Source organism: uncultured Polaribacter sp. (assembly GCF_947500975.1).
In the GTDB taxonomy this organism is placed as follows: domain Bacteria; phylum Bacteroidota; class Bacteroidia; order Flavobacteriales; family Flavobacteriaceae; genus Polaribacter.
This window is the reverse complement of record NZ_CANMUE010000007.1, coordinates 58,616-76,294: the sequence shown is the minus strand read 5'-3', so window position 1 is coordinate 76,294 and position 17,679 is coordinate 58,616. Positions and strand designations below refer to the sequence as shown.

General features: G+C 28.2%; 18 protein-coding genes. 8 read left to right on the top strand and 10 right to left on the bottom strand.

All coding sequences use genetic code 11. From position 1 onward, the window contains the following. Window positions 1-6 precede the first annotated feature (6 nt). The 5 genes from proB to argH all read left to right on the top strand — a co-directional run bounded on the left by proB (window position 7) and on the right by argH (window position 5,048). On the top strand, window positions 7-771 hold the full coding sequence (gene proB, locus Q0733_RS09055; protein WP_298781586.1) for a glutamate 5-kinase: 765 nt from the start codon (window positions 7-9) through the stop codon (window positions 769-771). A gap of 40 nt (window positions 772-811) precedes the next feature. Next, on the top strand, window positions 812-1,750 hold the full coding sequence (locus tag Q0733_RS09050) for an N-acetylornithine carbamoyltransferase (RefSeq protein ID WP_298781583.1): 939 nt from the start codon (window positions 812-814) through the stop codon (window positions 1,748-1,750). A 79-nt stretch (window positions 1,751-1,829) separates the two neighbouring features. After that, a complete protein-coding gene (gene argB / locus Q0733_RS09045) occupies window positions 1,830-2,606 on the top strand; it encodes an acetylglutamate kinase (protein WP_298781580.1) in 777 nt (258 codons plus the stop codon). Then, window positions 2,606-3,673, top strand: a complete 1,068-nt coding sequence (locus tag Q0733_RS09040) for a M20 family metallo-hydrolase (RefSeq protein WP_298781578.1) — start codon at window positions 2,606-2,608, stop codon at window positions 3,671-3,673. Before argB ends, Q0733_RS09040 begins: the two co-directional genes overlap by 1 nt. A gap of 100 nt (window positions 3,674-3,773) precedes the next feature. Beyond that, window positions 3,774-5,048: an argininosuccinate lyase gene (gene argH, locus Q0733_RS09035; RefSeq protein ID WP_298781575.1), complete on the top strand. Its 1,275-nt coding sequence runs from the start codon at window positions 3,774-3,776 to the stop codon at window positions 5,046-5,048. A gap of 104 nt (window positions 5,049-5,152) precedes the next feature. On the opposite strand, the gene hchA is transcribed toward argH, so the two are convergent. The 8 genes from hchA to Q0733_RS08995 all read right to left on the bottom strand — a co-directional run bounded on the left by hchA (window position 5,153) and on the right by Q0733_RS08995 (window position 12,420). Continuing rightward, window positions 5,153-6,052 carry a glyoxalase III HchA gene (gene hchA, locus Q0733_RS09030; RefSeq protein ID WP_298781572.1) on the bottom strand — a complete coding sequence of 300 codons (900 nt, stop codon included), beginning with the start codon at window positions 6,050-6,052 and terminating at the stop codon, window positions 5,153-5,155. 18 nt (window positions 6,053-6,070) lie between these two features. After that, on the bottom strand, window positions 6,071-6,703 hold the full coding sequence (locus Q0733_RS09025; protein ID WP_298781569.1) for a nitroreductase family protein: 633 nt from the start codon (window positions 6,701-6,703) through the stop codon (window positions 6,071-6,073). Window positions 6,704-6,772: 69 nt separating this feature from the next. After that, the gene (locus Q0733_RS09020; RefSeq protein ID WP_298781566.1) at window positions 6,773-7,348 is read right to left on the bottom strand and encodes a Crp/Fnr family transcriptional regulator; all 576 of its coding nucleotides are present in this window, start codon (window positions 7,346-7,348) and stop codon (window positions 6,773-6,775) included. A gap of 86 nt (window positions 7,349-7,434) precedes the next feature. Further along, complete coding sequence (locus Q0733_RS09015) at window positions 7,435-8,574, bottom strand: lycopene cyclase family protein (protein ID WP_298781563.1); 1,140 nt, start codon at window positions 8,572-8,574, stop codon at window positions 7,435-7,437. A 136-nt stretch (window positions 8,575-8,710) separates the two neighbouring features. Continuing rightward, the gene (locus tag Q0733_RS09010; RefSeq protein ID WP_298781561.1) at window positions 8,711-9,160 is read right to left on the bottom strand and encodes a sterol desaturase family protein; all 450 of its coding nucleotides are present in this window, start codon (window positions 9,158-9,160) and stop codon (window positions 8,711-8,713) included. After that, a complete protein-coding gene (locus Q0733_RS09005) occupies window positions 9,160-10,002 on the bottom strand; it encodes a phytoene/squalene synthase family protein (RefSeq protein ID WP_298781559.1) in 843 nt (280 codons plus the stop codon). The genes Q0733_RS09010 and Q0733_RS09005 overlap by 1 nt, the downstream gene beginning before the upstream one ends. Before the next feature lies 1 nt (window position 10,003). Then, on the bottom strand, window positions 10,004-11,473 hold the full coding sequence (locus Q0733_RS09000; protein WP_298781557.1) for an NAD(P)/FAD-dependent oxidoreductase: 1,470 nt from the start codon (window positions 11,471-11,473) through the stop codon (window positions 10,004-10,006). Window positions 11,474-11,526: 53 nt separating this feature from the next. Further along, the gene (locus Q0733_RS08995; RefSeq protein ID WP_298781554.1) at window positions 11,527-12,420 is read right to left on the bottom strand and encodes a MerR family transcriptional regulator; all 894 of its coding nucleotides are present in this window, start codon (window positions 12,418-12,420) and stop codon (window positions 11,527-11,529) included. Window positions 12,421-12,539: 119 nt separating this feature from the next. Here Q0733_RS08995 and Q0733_RS08990 point away from each other — a divergent pair, with 119 nt between their 5' ends. The 3 genes from Q0733_RS08990 to Q0733_RS08980 are packed head-to-tail and all read left to right on the top strand — an operon-like array spanning window position 12,540 to window position 14,174. Further along, window positions 12,540-13,034 (top strand): RNA polymerase sigma factor, encoded by a 495-nt coding sequence (locus Q0733_RS08990; protein WP_298781552.1) that lies wholly within the window; start codon window positions 12,540-12,542, stop codon window positions 13,032-13,034. Window positions 13,035-13,036: 2 nt separating this feature from the next. Further along, on the top strand, window positions 13,037-13,681 hold the full coding sequence (locus Q0733_RS08985) for a hypothetical protein (RefSeq protein ID WP_298781549.1): 645 nt from the start codon (window positions 13,037-13,039) through the stop codon (window positions 13,679-13,681). Window positions 13,682-13,691: 10 nt separating this feature from the next. Continuing rightward, entirely contained in the window at window positions 13,692-14,174 is a 483-nt protein-coding gene (locus Q0733_RS08980; protein WP_298781547.1) for a hypothetical protein, read from the top strand. Here the strand turns inward: Q0733_RS08980 and Q0733_RS08975 are convergent. Together Q0733_RS08975 and Q0733_RS08970 are read right to left on the bottom strand one after the other, a co-directional pair. Continuing rightward, the gene (locus tag Q0733_RS08975; protein ID WP_298781545.1) at window positions 14,171-15,190 is read right to left on the bottom strand and encodes a low specificity L-threonine aldolase; all 1,020 of its coding nucleotides are present in this window, start codon (window positions 15,188-15,190) and stop codon (window positions 14,171-14,173) included. The genes Q0733_RS08980 and Q0733_RS08975 overlap by 4 nt on opposite strands. Window positions 15,191-15,273: 83 nt before the next feature. Next, window positions 15,274-17,676 (bottom strand): zinc-dependent metalloprotease, encoded by a 2,403-nt coding sequence (locus tag Q0733_RS08970; protein WP_298781542.1) that lies wholly within the window; start codon window positions 17,674-17,676, stop codon window positions 15,274-15,276. Window positions 17,677-17,679 lie beyond the last annotated feature (3 nt).

The window sequence follows — 17,679 nt, the reverse complement described above, 5'->3', positions numbered from 1 at the left end:
ATTTTAATGCAAAAAAAGAAACGAATTTTATTAAAGATTGGATCCAATACTTTAACCAAAGAAACCAATAATATTTCGAGAGGAAAAATTGAAGATATTGCAAATCAAATTGCAAAACTAAAAGATACTTACGAATTTGTTATTGTTAGTTCTGGTGCAATTGCAGTTGCAAAACAATTTGTAAAATTAGAAAGCAAACAAGAAGAAGTTTTTGTAAAACAAGCTTTAGCATCTATTGGTCAGCCGCATTTAATTAGAATTTATCAAGAAATTTTTAGAGAATATGGTTTGTTAAGTTCTCAATGCCTTCTCTCCTATTCAGATTTTGAAAAACAAGAAAGCAAAACCAATATTGTAAATACAATTAATGTATTGGTAAACAACAATTATATTCCAATAATCAATGAAAATGACACAGTTGCTACTGATGAAATTAAATTTGGTGACAATGATAAATTGGCAGCATTAACAGCTGTATTATTAGATGTAGATTTGTTAATTATAGCAACCAATACACATGGTATTTACACCAAAGAATCTATCAAAAAAAATAAACCTATAACCATTGAAGAAGTTATAAATATTGAAGATTTAAAACATGAAATTGTAAGCTCTAAATCTTCACACGGAACTGGCGGAATGGAATCTAAAATTGAAGCTGCATCACTAGCAAAAAAAGCCAATATAGAAACTTGGATTGTAAACGGACTAGAAGATCATTTTATTACAAATGCTTTTAGCAACAAAATACCGTTTACCAAAATAAAATAATTATAAGAGGTTTAAATTTCTTGTTAAAATAAAATATAAAATGAAACATTACACATCCATAAACGACATTGACAATATTAACTCTTGGATTAAAGAAGCTAAAGAAATAAAGGCAAATCCTTTAAAAAATATTGAATTGGGAAAAAACAAAACATTAGGAATGTTGTTTTTTAATTCAAGCTTACGTACACGTTTAAGTACACAAAAAGCTGCTTTAAATTTAGGAATGAATCCGATTGTGATGAATGTTTCTGGTGATGCTTGGGGAATTGAATTTGGCGATGGAACTGTGATGAACGGCAATACTGCAGAACACATTAAAGAAGCTGCGGCAGTAGTTTCTCAATATTGTGATATAATTGCAGTAAGAGCTTTCCCTACTTTAACAGATAAAGAAAAAGACCAAAGTGAGCAGGTTTTAAATTCGTTTGTAAAATTTGCTTCTGTACCAGTTATTAGTATGGAAAGTGCTACTGGTCATCCGTTACAAGGGTTAACGGACGCAATTACTGTTTCAGAAAATTCAACAAAGAAAAAGCCAAAAGTAGTATTAAGTTGGGCACCTCATATAAAGGCGTTACCACATGCCGTTGGAAATAGTTTTGTACAAGCAATGCAAAAAATGGATGTAGAATTTGTAATTACAAATCCTGAAGGATATAATTTAAGTAAAGAAATTACCAAAGACACACCTATTTTACACAATCAAAAAGAAGCTTTTAAAGATGCCGATTTTGTCTACACAAAAAACTGGAGTTCTTATGATGATTATGGAAAAATCTTAAACACAGATCCTAATTGGACAATAACAAAAGAAAAAATAGGAAATGCCAAATTTATGCATTGTTTGCCAGTAAGAAGAAATGTTGTGGTAGAAGATGCTGTTTTAGATAGTGATAGTTCTTTAGTTATTGAACAAGCAAATAACAGAACTTTTGCTGCACAATTGGTTTTAAAGAAAATATTAGAAAACAACTAACGTCATTGCGAGACACGAAGCAATCTGCCTATTAACAAAGAGATTGCTTGATAAACTAGCAATAACGAATATTAAACAAATGGAAAAATTATCTATCATAAAAATTGGCGGAAATATTATTGAAGATGAAAATTCTTTGAATGAATTTCTAACCTTATTTTCAAATTTAGAAGGAAAGAAAATTTTAGTGCATGGCGGCGGAAAACGTGCCACAAATATTGCATCTAAATTAGGTATTGAATCTAAAATGATTAATGGAAGGCGTATTACTGATCTTGAAACTTTAGAGGTAATTACTATGGTTTATGGAGGTTTAGTTAATAAAAATGTAGTGGCAAAACTGCAAGTATTACAAACAAATGCAATTGGTTTAACAGGGGCAGATATTAACAGTATTCAATCTGATAAAAGACCAGTAAAAGAAATTGATTTTGGTTTTGTAGGTGATGTAACAAAAGTGAATCATATTGCAATTGATAAATTAATAAAAGCTGATTTTACACCTGTTTTTTGTGCAATTACTCATGATGGAAATGGGCAATTATTAAATACAAATGCAGATACGATTACGAGTCAAGTTGCAGTTGGAATGAGTGAAATTTACGAAACATCTATCTATTATTGTTTTGAGTTAAATGGTGTTCTACAAGATTTTAGTGATAAAGAATCTGTCATTAAAAATATTAATTCAGAAACTTATAAAAAATTATTAAAAGACGGAATTATTTCAGACGGAATGCTTCCCAAATTAGAAAATTGTTTTGATGCTTTAAAAAACGGAGTATTAAAAGTAAACATGGGAAATACATCTATGTTAACAAAAGAAAACGATAATTTTACAACTATAACCATATAATGACAATCGAAAAATTAACAGAAAACGCTATTTCTCTTTTAAAAAAATTGATTGTAACACAGTCATTTTCATCAGAAGAAGAACAAACCGCAGTACTTATTGAAGCATGGTTTAATCAATATAAAATACCGTTTACTAGAACAAAAAATAATGTTTGGGCAACTAATAAATATTTTGATAAAAGCAAACAAACTTTATTGCTAAATTCTCATCATGATACTGTAAAACCAAATTCTGCTTACACAAACGATCCGTTTGAAGTCATTGTAAAAGATGGAAAACTTTACGGTTTAGGAAGTAATGATGCTGGTGGTTGTTTAGTTTCATTACTAGCAACTTTTACACATTATTATGAACAAGAAAACCTAAAATACAACTTGGTTATTGTGGCTTCTGCTGAAGAAGAAAGTAGTGGCCCAAATGGTTTAAATAGTATGTTACCAATTATTCCGCATATTGATGTGGCAATTGTTGGCGAACCAACATTAATGAATTTAGCTGTTGCAGAAAAAGGTTTGGTTGTTTTTGATGCCGTTATAGAAGGTACACCTAGTCATGCTGCACACCCAAATAATAACAATTCAATTTACAATACAATTGATGTTTTACAGTGGTTTAAAGATTTTAAGTTTGATAAAACTTCAGAAGCTTTAGGCGATGTAAAAATGACAGTAACGCAAATAAATGCGGGTTCACAACACAATGTAGTTCCTGCACATGTAAATTTAGTAATTGATGTTCGTGTAAATGATGCCTATTCTAATCAAGAAATTGCAGCTATTTTACAAGAAAAATCGCCTTGTACAAAAATAACGCCAAGAAGTTTACGATTAAACTCCTCGGCAATTTCAACAAATCACGATTTGGTAAAAGCAGGAATAGCAATGGGAAGAAAAACCTATGGTTCTCCAACATTATCAGATCAAGCTTGTTTAACTTGCCAATCTTTAAAATTAGGCCCTGGAGACAGTATACGCTCACATTCAGCTGATGAATTTATTTATCTTGCAGAAATTGAAGAAGGAATTAAGATATACATCGAATTGTTGAATCGTGTAATTGTTTAAAAAATAATATAACATCATAACGAGGAAATATGACAAAATTATCTCACTATCAATAAAGAGATTGCTTCATACCTCATAATGACATCAAAAAATAGAAATTATGAAACTTTGGGATAAAGGATTTTCAATAGACAAACAAATAGAACTTTTTACTGTAGGGAATGACAGAGAAATTGACATGCATATTGCAAAATATGATATTCAGGCTTCTTTAGCCCATGCAATAATGTTGAAATCTATAAATATCATTACTGCTGCTGAATTAAAAGATTTAAAAAGAGGTTTGCAAGAATTAGCAAATGATATTGAAAACGGAACATTTATTATAGAAGAATCTTTTGAAGATGTACATTCTAAAATCGAATGGGAATTAACCAATAAGTTAGGTGAAGTTGGTAAAAAAATTCATACAGCTCGTTCTAGAAACGATCAAGTTTTAGTGGCTTTACATTTGTATTACAAAGAAAATTTATCCATTATCAATGATAAAACAAAAACGCTTTTTGATACTCTTTTAGGTTTAGCAGAAACACATAAAGAAAGCCTTTTACCTGGTTATACACATTTACAAGTTGCAATGCCATCTTCATTCGGATTATGGTTTTCTGCCTATGCAGAATTGTTAATTGATGATGTATTTATGCTAAATGCAGTTTCAAAAGTTGTAGACCAAAACCCTTTAGGTTCTGCTGCTGGTTATGGTAGCTCCTTCCCTATTGACAGAGAATTAACCACCAAAGAGTTAGAATTTGCAACTTTAAAATACAATGTTGTTGCTGCTCAATTAAGTAGAGGGAAAAGTGAACGTTCAATTGCTTCTGCTTTAGGTGGATTGTGCAATACCTTGTCTCGTTTTGCCATGGATGTTTGTTTGTATATGAGTCAAAATTTTAGTTTTATTTCTTTTCCTGATGAATTAACAACCGGAAGTAGCATTATGCCACACAAAAAAAACCCAGATGTTTTTGAATTAATCCGTGGAAAATGTAATAAAATTCAAGCACTACATACTGAAATGGTTATGATTACCAACAATTTACCAACAGGTTATCATAGAGATTTTCAATTATTAAAAGAAAATATTATCAATGCTTTTGAAGATGTAAAAGATATTTTAGATATTTTTAATTACTCAATTCAACAAGTAATTGTAAAAGATATCGATTTAAATGATGAAAAATATCAATATTTATTTACTGTTGACAGCATCAATAATTTAGTTGTTGAAGGCATGTCATTTAGAGAAGCCTATCAAAAAATTGGCGGACAAGTACAAGCAGGAAATTACAAGCCCGATTTAGGAAAACAACATTCTCATGTTGGTAGTATTCATAATTTGAGTTTAGATAAAATTCGCGAGAAATACCCTCAATAAAATTAATAAAACAGATACTAGTCTATATAGATTTAGCATATAAAAATAGCGATTTGAATTAAATTTCAAATCGCTATTACCTTAAAAAATTCTTTTATCGTTTTTTATTTAAACTCTTTTAATAAAGTATTGGCTGCCAATTTACCAAGTTCATTTGATGCTAAAGGACTTGCACCTGTAATTAATTTTCTATCTAAACAAACTGTTTTATCAGATTCTGTATTCATAATTGTAACACCCAAACCTTTTAACTTTTCACTTAAAGTTGTAGGCATATTTCCTGGTAAGTAACCAATCATTGGAGTTTGTTTATCAACTGAATCTGGAAAAACTGCCATATTATATCCTTCATAAATAAATTTCTGATTATTTAATGTCGTCGATAAAAATGCTCCTGGACCATGACAAAGACTTATAGTAAATAAATCATTTTGATGCGCCCAATTTAATATTTTTCCAACATTTTTATCTTCAGGAATACCTAACATCGCTCCATGACCTCCAGGTACAAAAACGGCAGCATAAGAATCTATTTTATGAAATGAAGTGTCAATAAAATCTAATAATTTCATTGGATTTTCAAAGTTAGATTTGTATTCATTATAGATGGCTTTAACATTTTCATCTTTATTTGGAAACGCCCACATTTCAAAGATTACAGGTTTTCCTGTTTGTGTGGCAATTTCAAACTCAAAACCAGCATTTTTTAAATGCAACATTGGTACTAAAGATTCTATAGGATGATTTCCTGTAGAAAACATTTTTCCATTTAGCATTGTCATGTTTTTCTGTTCCGTAAAAATTACTAATATCTTTTTTTTGCTACCTTGATATTTTTGATAAGTAACATTTTCAAAATCACTTATGTCAACGGTAGCTAATGCTAACGCTAATTTAGAAGGACTGTAAGAGCCATCTGATTCTAATTTTGGCCTAGTTGTAAAGTATAAAACGATAATAACTAATACTATAATACTTGCTAATGCTATTAATATTTTTTTCATCTTATTTGTTTTTAATATTTATGATATAACTGTTACTAATTGCGCTATTGGTTTTCTAACTTTTACAAGATTTACCAACCAATCTTTTTCTACATCCTTATAACCTAATGGTAATAATAATGTGCTTCGTAATCCTTTTTCACGCAAACCTAAAATTTTGTCTAAAGCAGCTGGATCAAAACCTTCCATTGGCGTATTATCTACACCTTCAAATGCAGCTTGTGTAATTGCTGCCATAAATGCAATATAAGTTTGTCTTGCAGCATGTTCAAAATTTGTTTCTGCATCTTTTTGCGGATAAGAAGACAATAACATTTGACGATAATTTTCCCAACCCTCATTTTTAAATCCACGAATCTCATTTGTTAAATCGAACATATGATTGATACGATCTTCTGTATAAGTATCCCAAGCAGCAAATACTAATAAATGAGAACAATCTGTTACAGTTGTTTGATTCCATGCAATTTCTTTGATACTAGCTTTTGTTGCATCATTTGTAACCACAAAAACTTCAAAAGGTTGCAATCCACTTGATGTTGGTGCTAATCTAATAGCTTCTAAAATACTGTCAATTTTTTCTTGAGATACTACTTTGCCGTTCATAGCTTTCGTAGCATAACGTTCATTTAATTTATCTAAAAAACTCATTTTTTATTTTTATTTAGGCAACAAAAATAATTGATGAATTAATTTTAAAACTGAACCTATGGTAATAAATTACTTTTTAAATTTTTCTTTTCGAATTCTACTTAAACTTTGCGGAGTTATTCCTAAAAATGAAGCTATTTGATAATTAGGTATTATTTTTTCGAAATCAGCATAATCATTTATAAATTGATTATATTTTTCTGCTGCGGAAAGTGTTAATAAACCTAAAATCCTTTTTTGAAGTGTAGCTGTTCTTTTTTCAAAATTTTTACGTTGAAAAACTTCAAAAGGAGGATATACTTTATAAAGCTCATCAGTCTTATTTTTATCAAGAATTAATACTTTAGAATGTGTTAAACTTTCAATAGTTATAATAGATTTAGCATTTGTATACAAGGTAATATAATCACTAATCCACCAGTTTTTAATTGCAAATTGGATGGTATATTCTTTACCTTCTTCTGTCTTGTAAAAAGAACGTAAACAACCACTTACAACAAAAATATGTTCTTTTTTAAGAGAATTATCTGCAAGAATTATTTCTCCTTTTACTAATTTTTTTTCTACAATAATTTCATTCAGTTTATTTTCTATTTCTGCAGGGATTGAAACATTCTTTTTGAAATAATCTAAAAGTTCATTCATAAAATTGAAATTATTATTCACTTAAAGTAAATATAGTATTGCAAAATAGACATAGATACGATATTAACAAATTTAGCTTTTTTCGACTAGAAAATCCTTTGAAAAAGTGCTTTTATAAAATTTTTAGGAGGCATTTTCAATGTAATTTGTAAATCTTCAACTAAAGAAGTTTCTTCATCTAAAAATTTTAATATTTTATTTGGACGATTTTTTTGAAACATTTTAGCAAAAATAGATCCACCTAAATAGTTCTTTTTAGAAAGAATATCTAACAACAATAAGTCGTAAAACCAGAATTTATCAATTTTATGAAACTCGGTTAATGGTTCATTTTGTTTGATGTGTTTTATCAATTTTACCGTTTTTATAGAAGTTTTTTTAAATGTAAAACCTGTACTAGCTTTACTCCAACCACCTGCAGTACCAATATTAATTATGTTTTTAGAATTGTGTTTCCAGAACTTATAAGAAGTCATAGGTATAGAACCTTTCTCCTTTTCTACAATTTCATAATCGGTAATGTTTTTATTTACTAAATATTTTTCAATTTCTAATTTGTATTCATCATAAGCCAACAAGGTTTTTGAAAATAAGGTATATTCAAATAAGGCTTCGTTTTTAGAATAAGGTAAAATATACATAAAACGAGTATTTTCTTTTTGATCAACTGTAAAATCCATAAAAGTGGCAGCAGAATCATTAAAAGAATCGTGTTTGGTTTTTATAAAAAAACCTACAAAATGTTGCTGTAAAACAGGATATTTAAATTGATTTTTATAAGTGTCAAAAAACAAAATACTATTTAAAATAATGTTTGCTTTATAGACTTTGTCAGTAGTTTTAACTAGAGCACCCTCCTCTAACTGTTGAAAACTAAGTACACTAGCTTTTTGAAAATTAATATTTGATTTTGTTTCTAATTGCTTCCATATTTTTGAGTAAAAATCATCACTACGAATCATTTTATATTGGTAAGGTTCAATACTTTCTTCTGCAGAATGAATATCACTTTTAAAAATAATAGTACCCCAGGATTTGGTTACAATATCTTGCCATTCATCATTTTTATCTTGCCAATAACACCAAGTTCTATCGTTTATTTTTTTCTTTTTTTTATCTAAAATCAAAATAGATTTATCATCAAAAAAAGTGTCTTTTGACATTCTGTAAGCCATCATCAAACCAGATGCCCCTCCTCCAACAATTATATAGTCGTAATAATTCATTATGGTTATAATGAGGTAAATTTAGTCATAAAACAAATTAGTTTTATAAAATCAATTAATATCAAAGAAATCTATGCAGAAATACTCTAGAAATTCTTTTTCAATATATAATACTTCAATCTAGAGATTGAAAATACTAAATTTTAGCTTTTTTAAAATATTTTAAAGGCACAAACAACATTCCAAAACACTCACCATCTTCCTTTTCTAAATGCTTGTGATGTATTTTATGAGCCTTTCTTAACCCTTTTAAATATCTATTATTTGTGTGTTTAAACCATTTAAAACGCTGATGAATTAAAACATCATGTACTAAAAAATAAGCAATTCCATAAAACAAAATTCCTAAGCCAATAAAGAATAAAAAAGTATGTTCTGTATAGGTTCCAAAATAAAATAGTAAAATACTTGGCACAGCAAAAACAACAAAGAAAGCATCATTTTTTTCGAAGACTCCTTTGTATTTTGGCTGATGATGATCTTCATGTAAATACCAGCCAAAACCATGCATAACAAACTTGTGGGTAAACCAAGTTACGCATTCCATAAATAAAAAAACACTTAGTGTAATTAATACGTACATCATTATATGATATTCAATTTATACTTAACATAACTTCTTGCTAACAAGTTTATTTTCATCGGATTAGAAATACGAATTCTTGTATCTTTAATTTTTTCTGAGGAAACTTTATTCAGTTTTTTTAATAATCTTTTGTAATATCTAAAAGCCATATATACCCCAAATTTAGCCTCAACTGGTAATTTTAAAATTCCGTTTTTATAAGCATAATCAAAATCTTCTTCAATTTCATTTATAATTTCTTTTTTAGAAGCAGTATCTAAATTTCCTAAGTCTATATTAGGAAAATATGAGCGATTTAAAGTTTCATAATCGTCTTTTAAATCGCGTAAAAAATTTACTTTCTGGAAAGCAGAACCTAAACGCATTGCTGCATTTTTAAGAGCTTCAAACTTTTTATCATCACCATTTACAAAAACTTTTAAACACATTAAACCCACAACATCTGCAGAACCATAAATATACTCATCATATTCTTCTTTGGTTACATATTCAGTTTTATATAAATCTGCTTTCATACTCTTTAAAAAAGCATCAATCATTGCATCAGGAATATTGTATTTATTAACTGTTTTTTGAAAAGAATTTAAAATAGGGTTTAAACTAATACCTTGTTCTTTTGCCATATAATAATCACGTTCAAAGTTTGTCATTAATAGTTCTTTGTCATAATCATGAAAAGTATCTACAATTTCATCAGCAAAACGTACAAACCCATAAATATTATAAATATCTGTTCTAATTTTTGGGGATAACATATTAACCGCTAAAGAAAAAGATGTACTATACTTTTCTGTTACCAATTTACTACAACTGTTAGAAACACTATCAAATAATTCTTTCATATTATTTGTTTTTATTTTTAATAATTAATTCTGATGCAATTTTTCCTGATATTAATGCAGGCGGAACTCCAGGTCCAGGAACAGTTAATTGTCCTGTAAAAAATAAATTTTCAACTTTACTACTTTTTATATTAGGTCTTAAAAATGCTGTTTGTAATAATGTATTTGCCATTCCGTAGGCATTACCTTTATAAGAATTATATTCTTCTTTAAAATCATTTACACAAAAAGATTTTTTAAATATGATGTTTTCTTTAACCGATTGATTTGTTAACTTTTCAAATCTATCAATAATTTTATGAAAATATTGCTCTCTTAAATCTTCTGTATCTTCTAAATCTGGCGCTAAAGGAATTAAGAAAAAACCTGCTTCTTTTCCATCAGGAGCAGACGTTTTATCTGTAATTGATGTAAAGTTAGCATAAAATAATGGATTTGTGGGCCATTTTGGATTGTCGTAAATTTCTTCTGCATGTGCATCAAAATCTGAATCAAAAAACAATGTATGATGACTTACATTTTTTATTTTTTTATCAAACCCAACATAAAATAATAAAGAAGAGGGTGCAAAAATTTTCTTATCCCAATAAGAATCTGAATATTGATGCAAATTTTTATTTAACAAAGTTTCTGTATGATGATAATCTGCACCACTTAAAACCAAATCAGACCTCAATTCTTCTCCGTTAACAATTAATCCTGAAACTTTATTTGTAGAGTCAGTTAATATTTTTTCAACATTTGAGTTCGTTTTAAAGTCAACACCTAAACTCTCTCCTAAAGATACTATTCCTTCTATAACTTTATACATTCCTCCTCTTGGATGCCACGTTCCAAGCCCAAAATCAGCATAATTCATAAAGTTATAAAAAGCTGGTGTATTACTGGGTTTTGCGCCTAAAAATAATACAGGAAATTCTAAAATTTGAATTAATTTTTGACTTTTAATATTTTTACGAACTTGTTTTCTTATCGTAGAAAAAAATTGAGTTACTCTTGCAATTGTTGTTGTGGTAACTAATTCTAATGGAGAAACCCCTGGTTTATAAACCAAGTCTTTTATAGCTGTATCGTAGTTTTCTTTTGCAGAATTTAAAAAAGATGCTAAATGCTTTCCACTACCTTTTTCTTCAGATTCAAACAAATTATAAATCTCATTCAACTCACTAGAAATCTTTACTGATGAATTCTCTCCAAAATAAACTTCGTAACCAGGATTTAATTTATCCAATGTGTAATAATCAGAAGGTTTTTTTCCAAAATCTGAAAAAAAACGTTCAAAAACATCAGGCATCCAATACCAAGAAGGACCAATATCAAAAGTGAAACCTTCTTTTTTGTATTGTCTTGCCCTTCCCCCTAATGTTGAATTTTTTTCTAAAACCGTTACATTATAACCCTCTTTTGCCAAGTAACAAGATGCCGACAAAGAAGAAAACCCTGAGCCAATTATATAAACGTTTTTATTCATATTTAATTTTGTTTAACAAATATACGAATTTAATAAACAAAATTAAAAATATTTTATAACGCTTTTAACAAATCAGAAATTGAATTATATAATTTAATATTATCATTAGAAGGTAAATGTTTTATTTTATCTACTTTTTTACCAGTTATAAAAAAACTATCCTTACTATCAACCATTAAATCTTTAATCTCATTAAAATAACTCTCAATTTTATCATCATATGGTTGAATAGTTAACGAGGTTATAAAACAAATTTCCATATCACTTTCAGAAAAATAATTAAGATTACTTAATGGTAAACTCTGACCTAAATAAATAGTATGAAACCCTCTTAAAACTAGTTCGTAGTTTAGGTATAAAATTCCCAGCTCATGAATTTCATTTTCTGGTAAAAACAACACATATGTTTTATTTAAGTTTTCTATGTTATACTGTAACTTCTCAGTATTTAATTGAATTTTTTGTTCTATTAAATTTGAAATAAAATGTTCGTGTGCAGGTAACAAAGTGTCAGTTTGCCAAAGCAAACCAATTTGCTCTAAAAAAGGAATAAAAACATCTTTAAAAACTTCTCTAAAGCTTTTCTTATGCAATAATTTATGATAAGTATTATTAAATAAAACTTTATCAAATTGAAACATAGCAACTTTAAAAGCATTAATTGCTTCATCATTAATTGCAATGTTAAATGCCAATTCTCTTGATTGAAGAATAATCTCTTCATTTGACATTTTAGCAATTTTAGATATTTTAAACTGATTGTTATTTAAAAGAACAATATTTAATAATTTTTGAAGATGCTCATTAGAATAATAACGAATATTAGTCTCAGTTCTTTTGGGCTTTAATAAACTATATCGTTTTTCCCAAATCCGAATAGTATGAGCTTTTATTCCAGAAATATTTTCAAGGTCCTTAATTGTAAAGTCAATCTTAATACTGTTCATCATTAATCATTTATCACTCAACAAATTTAAACTTTTAATTTAATTTAAAATTAAAATGAAGAAAAATGTAACTTTTTATACTTTTACGCTACTTATAAATAACTAACCCAACTTTAAGTGTGCAAAAAGATTTAGAAACTAAATTTTTATCGGACTTTGAACAAAATCAAAATATAGCTCATAAAATTTGTAGGCTTTATACTACAAATCAAGATGCGCATAACGATTTATTTCAAGAAATAACCATTCAGCTTTGGAAAAACTATCCAAAGTTTAGAGGAGATTCTAAATTTAGTACATGGATGTATAGAGTTGCTTTGAATACAGCAATTTCTTTATACAGAAAATCAACAAGGCAAGTAAAAACTCAAGACATTAGTGAAGTTGAGTTTAGAATTTCTTCATTTGATTATGATGATACTGAAGAAAAGCAATTAAATGAATTATATAAAGCAGTTCATAAACTAAATGATATTGAAAAGGCATTGATTTTCTTGTATTTGGAAGACAAGCCTTATAAAGAAATTTCTGAAACATTAGGAATTTCTTCTGTAAATGCAAGAGTAAAAATGAACAGAGCAAAAGAAAAATTAAAAAATATATTAAACCCATAATTATGGATTTATTAGAAAAATATAAAAAAGCTTGGGATAATCAACCCGAAGAAAAAAATAAAGTTTCTTCTATTGATATCTACAAAATGGCACATTCAAAGTCATCATCTATTGTAAAATGGATCTTTATTGTAGGTGTTTTAGAGCTTCTTTTTTGGTCCGGAATAAATTTCTTTGTTCCAGATAGCATATATGTAATTTATGAAGATTTAAATTTAATGTCTTTACTAAATGTTTTTTTGATACTACATTATGTTATAATTTTAGCATTCTTATTTTTATTTTATAAAAATTACAAAAAAATATCAATCATTGATAACACAAAAAAATTAATTATAAATATTTTAGGAATAAGAAAAACAGTAAAATATTATGTTTTTTATAACTTAGCTACCTTTTTCTTGATAAGTGTTGTTTTTAATTCTATAATTTTTTCTGATGAAAATAAATTGATGAAAATTATGAATCCAAAAAACTTATCTATGGATATGAGTCAATTTATAACTATAACTTTAATAAGCCAAATAATTGCCTTAATTATCATATTAACTTTACTTTGGTTATTTTACAAATTAGTTTATGGAATTTTGCTAAAAAAATTAAATAGAAATTATAAAGAATTAAAAAAAATAGATGATTTAAATTAAATTTGCTCTTATGAAAAAGATGTTTTTATTTTTTTGCTTATCAATTACTTTAACTGGCTTTTCTCAAAAATCAGATTTTTGGAAAAATGTTCGTTATGGTGGTGGTTTCTCTTTAAGTTTTGGAAACCAAACAACTGTAGGTATTTCTCCAAGTGCTGTTTATGATTTTAATAATGGTTTTTCTTTAGGAACTGGTATAACTTATATTTATAGTGAAATTGGAGATTTTACGACAAATGTTTATGGTGGAAGTATCGTTTCACTATATCAAATACCCAATATAGGAGTCCAACTTTCAGGTGAATTTGAACAATCTTACGCCAAACAAACAGACAGTTTTGGAAGCATAAATACTAATTTTCCTGCTTTATATTTTGGTGCAGCTTATAATAGAGGACGTTTTGCTTTTGGTTTTAGATATGATGTTTTATATGATGAAAACAAAAGTGTGTATGCTTCACCATTTTCACCTATTGTTCGTTTTTATTTTTAAAAATTTTTCAGATCTTTTAATAAAACTTCATGCATTTGATCTGTAAAATCTAAATGTGTAACTATACGTATTTTACCTTCTCCCATTGGAGTTAATAAGATGTTTTTTTCTTTCATCTTATTAATAAAATTTTCATCACCAATTTTATCATCAACATAAAAAATAACAATATTCGTTTCTATCTGTTCTACTTTGGTAACGTAAGAAACCGATTTTAAAACAGTTCCTATTTCTTTTGCCTTTTGATGATCTTCTGATAATCTTTCTATATGATTATCTAAAGCATAAATTCCGGCGGCAGCTAAAAAACCAGCTTGCCTCATTGCTCCGCCAAACAGTTTTCTAATTCTTAATGCTTTTTCAATATCTTCTTTTGAGCCCAATAAAATAGACCCAATTGGTGCACCTAAACCTTTTGATAAACAAATAGAAATAGTGTCAAATAATTGCCCATAGTGTTTAGGAGATTCTTTCTTTTCTACTAAAGCATTAAACAACCTAGCTCCATCTAAATGAAAAGCCAAGTTATTTTCTTTAGAAATTTTCTGTATTTTTTTTAATTCAAAAAAATCCCAACAGGCACCACCTCCTTTATTTGTTGTGTTTTCAATACAAACTAATTTTGAATATGGAACATGGATATCTGAACGACCAACAACTGCTTCTTGCAACTGAGTTGCTGTAAACATACCTCTAGCTCCATCAATTAATTTACAAGTAACACCTGCATTAAATGCTGCACCACCTCCTTCATAATTATACACATGAGCATATTTATGGCAAAATAATTTATCTCCAGGTTGCGTGTGTAATTTGATAGCTGCTTGATTTGCCATTGTTCCTGAAGGGAAAAATAAGGCCTCTTCCATTCCAAATAACTTTGCCGCTTTTTCTTGTAATGCATTTACTGTTGGATCCATTTTAAAAACATCATCTCCTACCTTTGCATTCATCATTGCATCCAACATCCCTTTTGTTGGTTTTGTTACTGTATCAGATATTAAATCAATTATCATTTTATTTTTTTATGACAAAAATTTTACAAATTGAATAAAAGCAATATTGATTTGAAAAATTAATGAAAGTTAATGTCTTATTTTTAATTTCCAATTGGAGATCCATCAGGAATTTTAGGCGCACTGTTTTTCTTAAATGAAATTGGATTTTTTTGAAAATCTTCAATCATTTCAATCATAGATTTATCATAGATTTTTTGCACTCCATTTGAGTTTTTTTCTTTTAAAAAAGATGCTATTTCACTCAATTTAAAATCTACAATTGCATTTACTTGTTTGTATTGATTTTTTAAAGTTGACGCAAAAAACAACTGTTCTAAAACCTTCATATTTATTACATTTTGTAACTCTTGATAATAAAAATCTTTATGCGTTTTTTTAATCGATTTTATAATTAATTCATCCAATAACTCTTCTAGACCTAATTGCGTATTATCTAAACTTTTATATGCAATTAATCTTGATAATCTTTGCGGATTTAAAAGTAATTCTAAAGTCATTTCTGATGCAGTTTCTACTGCAGAAAAAGCATCAAAAGCAACACCTAATTTACTTTTAAAAGATTCTCTAGTTCTACCAAAACCAATTGCTCTTGGCGGAAATAAATATAATTTTTCTTTCGGAATTGCAATTTCATTCACAGAAATTGTTTTTAAAACAGCCTGTAAAGCAATACGTTCTGTTACACCAGAAACTCTTTTTACAATCGTTTGGTTATCGCCTTTAACCGCGTAGCTATAATCTAATCCACCAATTAATTTTACAGCTGCTTCGGTTTGAAATCTATGAAAAAAATAAAGGGGCACAAACACGTCTTCTAAAACAGAATAAGGCTCATTTGTTTTTATATTATCCGTAGAAAAATTCTTAATTGCTAATTTTCTAATTTGTAAAATATTGTATAATTCATCATAAATAGTACCACCATTATCCCATAAATGAGCAGAAATACTTGCACTTCCTTGAGAACGTGCATCTGAATCTGACAAGTATTTTAAGCCTTTAGAAGCAGCATCTTTTAAAATAATATTCAACTCTTCATTTTCATTTTTATTGCTCGGAAAATCTTGATAAAAATAAGCTACTGTTACTTTATCCCAATCCCCAATTTTGGTGTCATAAGCATCAGAAAAATCAATTTCACCATTTTTTAAGGTAAATTTAGGATGAGGATAATCCATCACAGAAGTTCTACCATTAGTACTTGCAGCAAAATTATGGGCGAAACCTAAAGTGTGCCCAATTTCATGTGCAGACAATTGTCTAATTCTTGCCAAAGCCATTTGCAAAGCAAAATCATCGTCTACTAAATTATTTTTATAAGGTGCTTGTAAAGCTTGTGCTATTAAAAAATCTTGACGAATTCGTAAACTACCTAAACTAACATGACCTTTGATAATTTCGCCAGTTCTAGGATCAGAAATACTGCCTCCATAACTCCAACCTCTTGTAGATCTATGTACCCATTGAATCATATTATATCTAATATCCATAGGATCGGCACCTTCAGGCAACATTTTTACTTGAAATGCATCTTTGTAGCCTATGGCATCAAAAGCTTGATTCCACCAACGTCCACCATCCAATAAAGCACTTCTAACTGGTTCTGGAGTTCCTCTATCTAAATAATAAATAATTGGTTCTTTAGCTTCCGAAATTGTTGCTTCTGGATTCTTTTTTTCTAAACGATGTCTATAAACAAATCGTTTAGTAATAGATTGATTTACTGGTGTCGCATAATCTAAATAAGACATTGGATAGCCACCAGAACGTGGGTCAAATTTTCTAGGTTTATATTTATCATCTGGTAATTCTACAAAAGAATGATGCTGATGAACCGTTACCAAACTTGCATCTGGAGTTACACTTCTTATATTATATCCTTTAGGACTTCCTTTAAAAGTAAGCATTACATCAAACTCAATATTTTTTGGAAACGCTTTTGTGCGTTCTAAATTAAAAGCAGATTTACTTTTGTCTAAACTGTAATTTCCTTGCTTTTTTCTTGCCAAAGAGTTAGAAACACCATGAGCATCTCTCATAAAAAAAGAAGTTGCATCTACTAAATAAACACCATTTTCTTCTTTATCAATAATAAAACCATGCAACACCGATTTTGCAAATGCTTCTTTTACGGATTGCTTTTCTTCTACATTATCTGTTATTGCTCTATAAGTTTGATTTGGTTGAATTAATAATAGTTTATTACCAGCTTTTTTAAAATAAACAACAACTCCATCTCCTAATTGCCCTCTGTCTAAACCAATATCGTTGGATCCAATTCCTTCTGAAAGTGAATTTACATATAGAAATTCTTCATTTAACTTTTCAATTTGTAAAAATATTTTATCCTTAGAATCATCATAATAAAAAGTAAAATATCCATCATACTTGATAACATCTTTTTGTAATTTATCATTAAAAAATTGAGAAAATCCATCAACTGAAAAAGAAATTAATAAAACAATAAGTAGTAATTTTTTCATGGT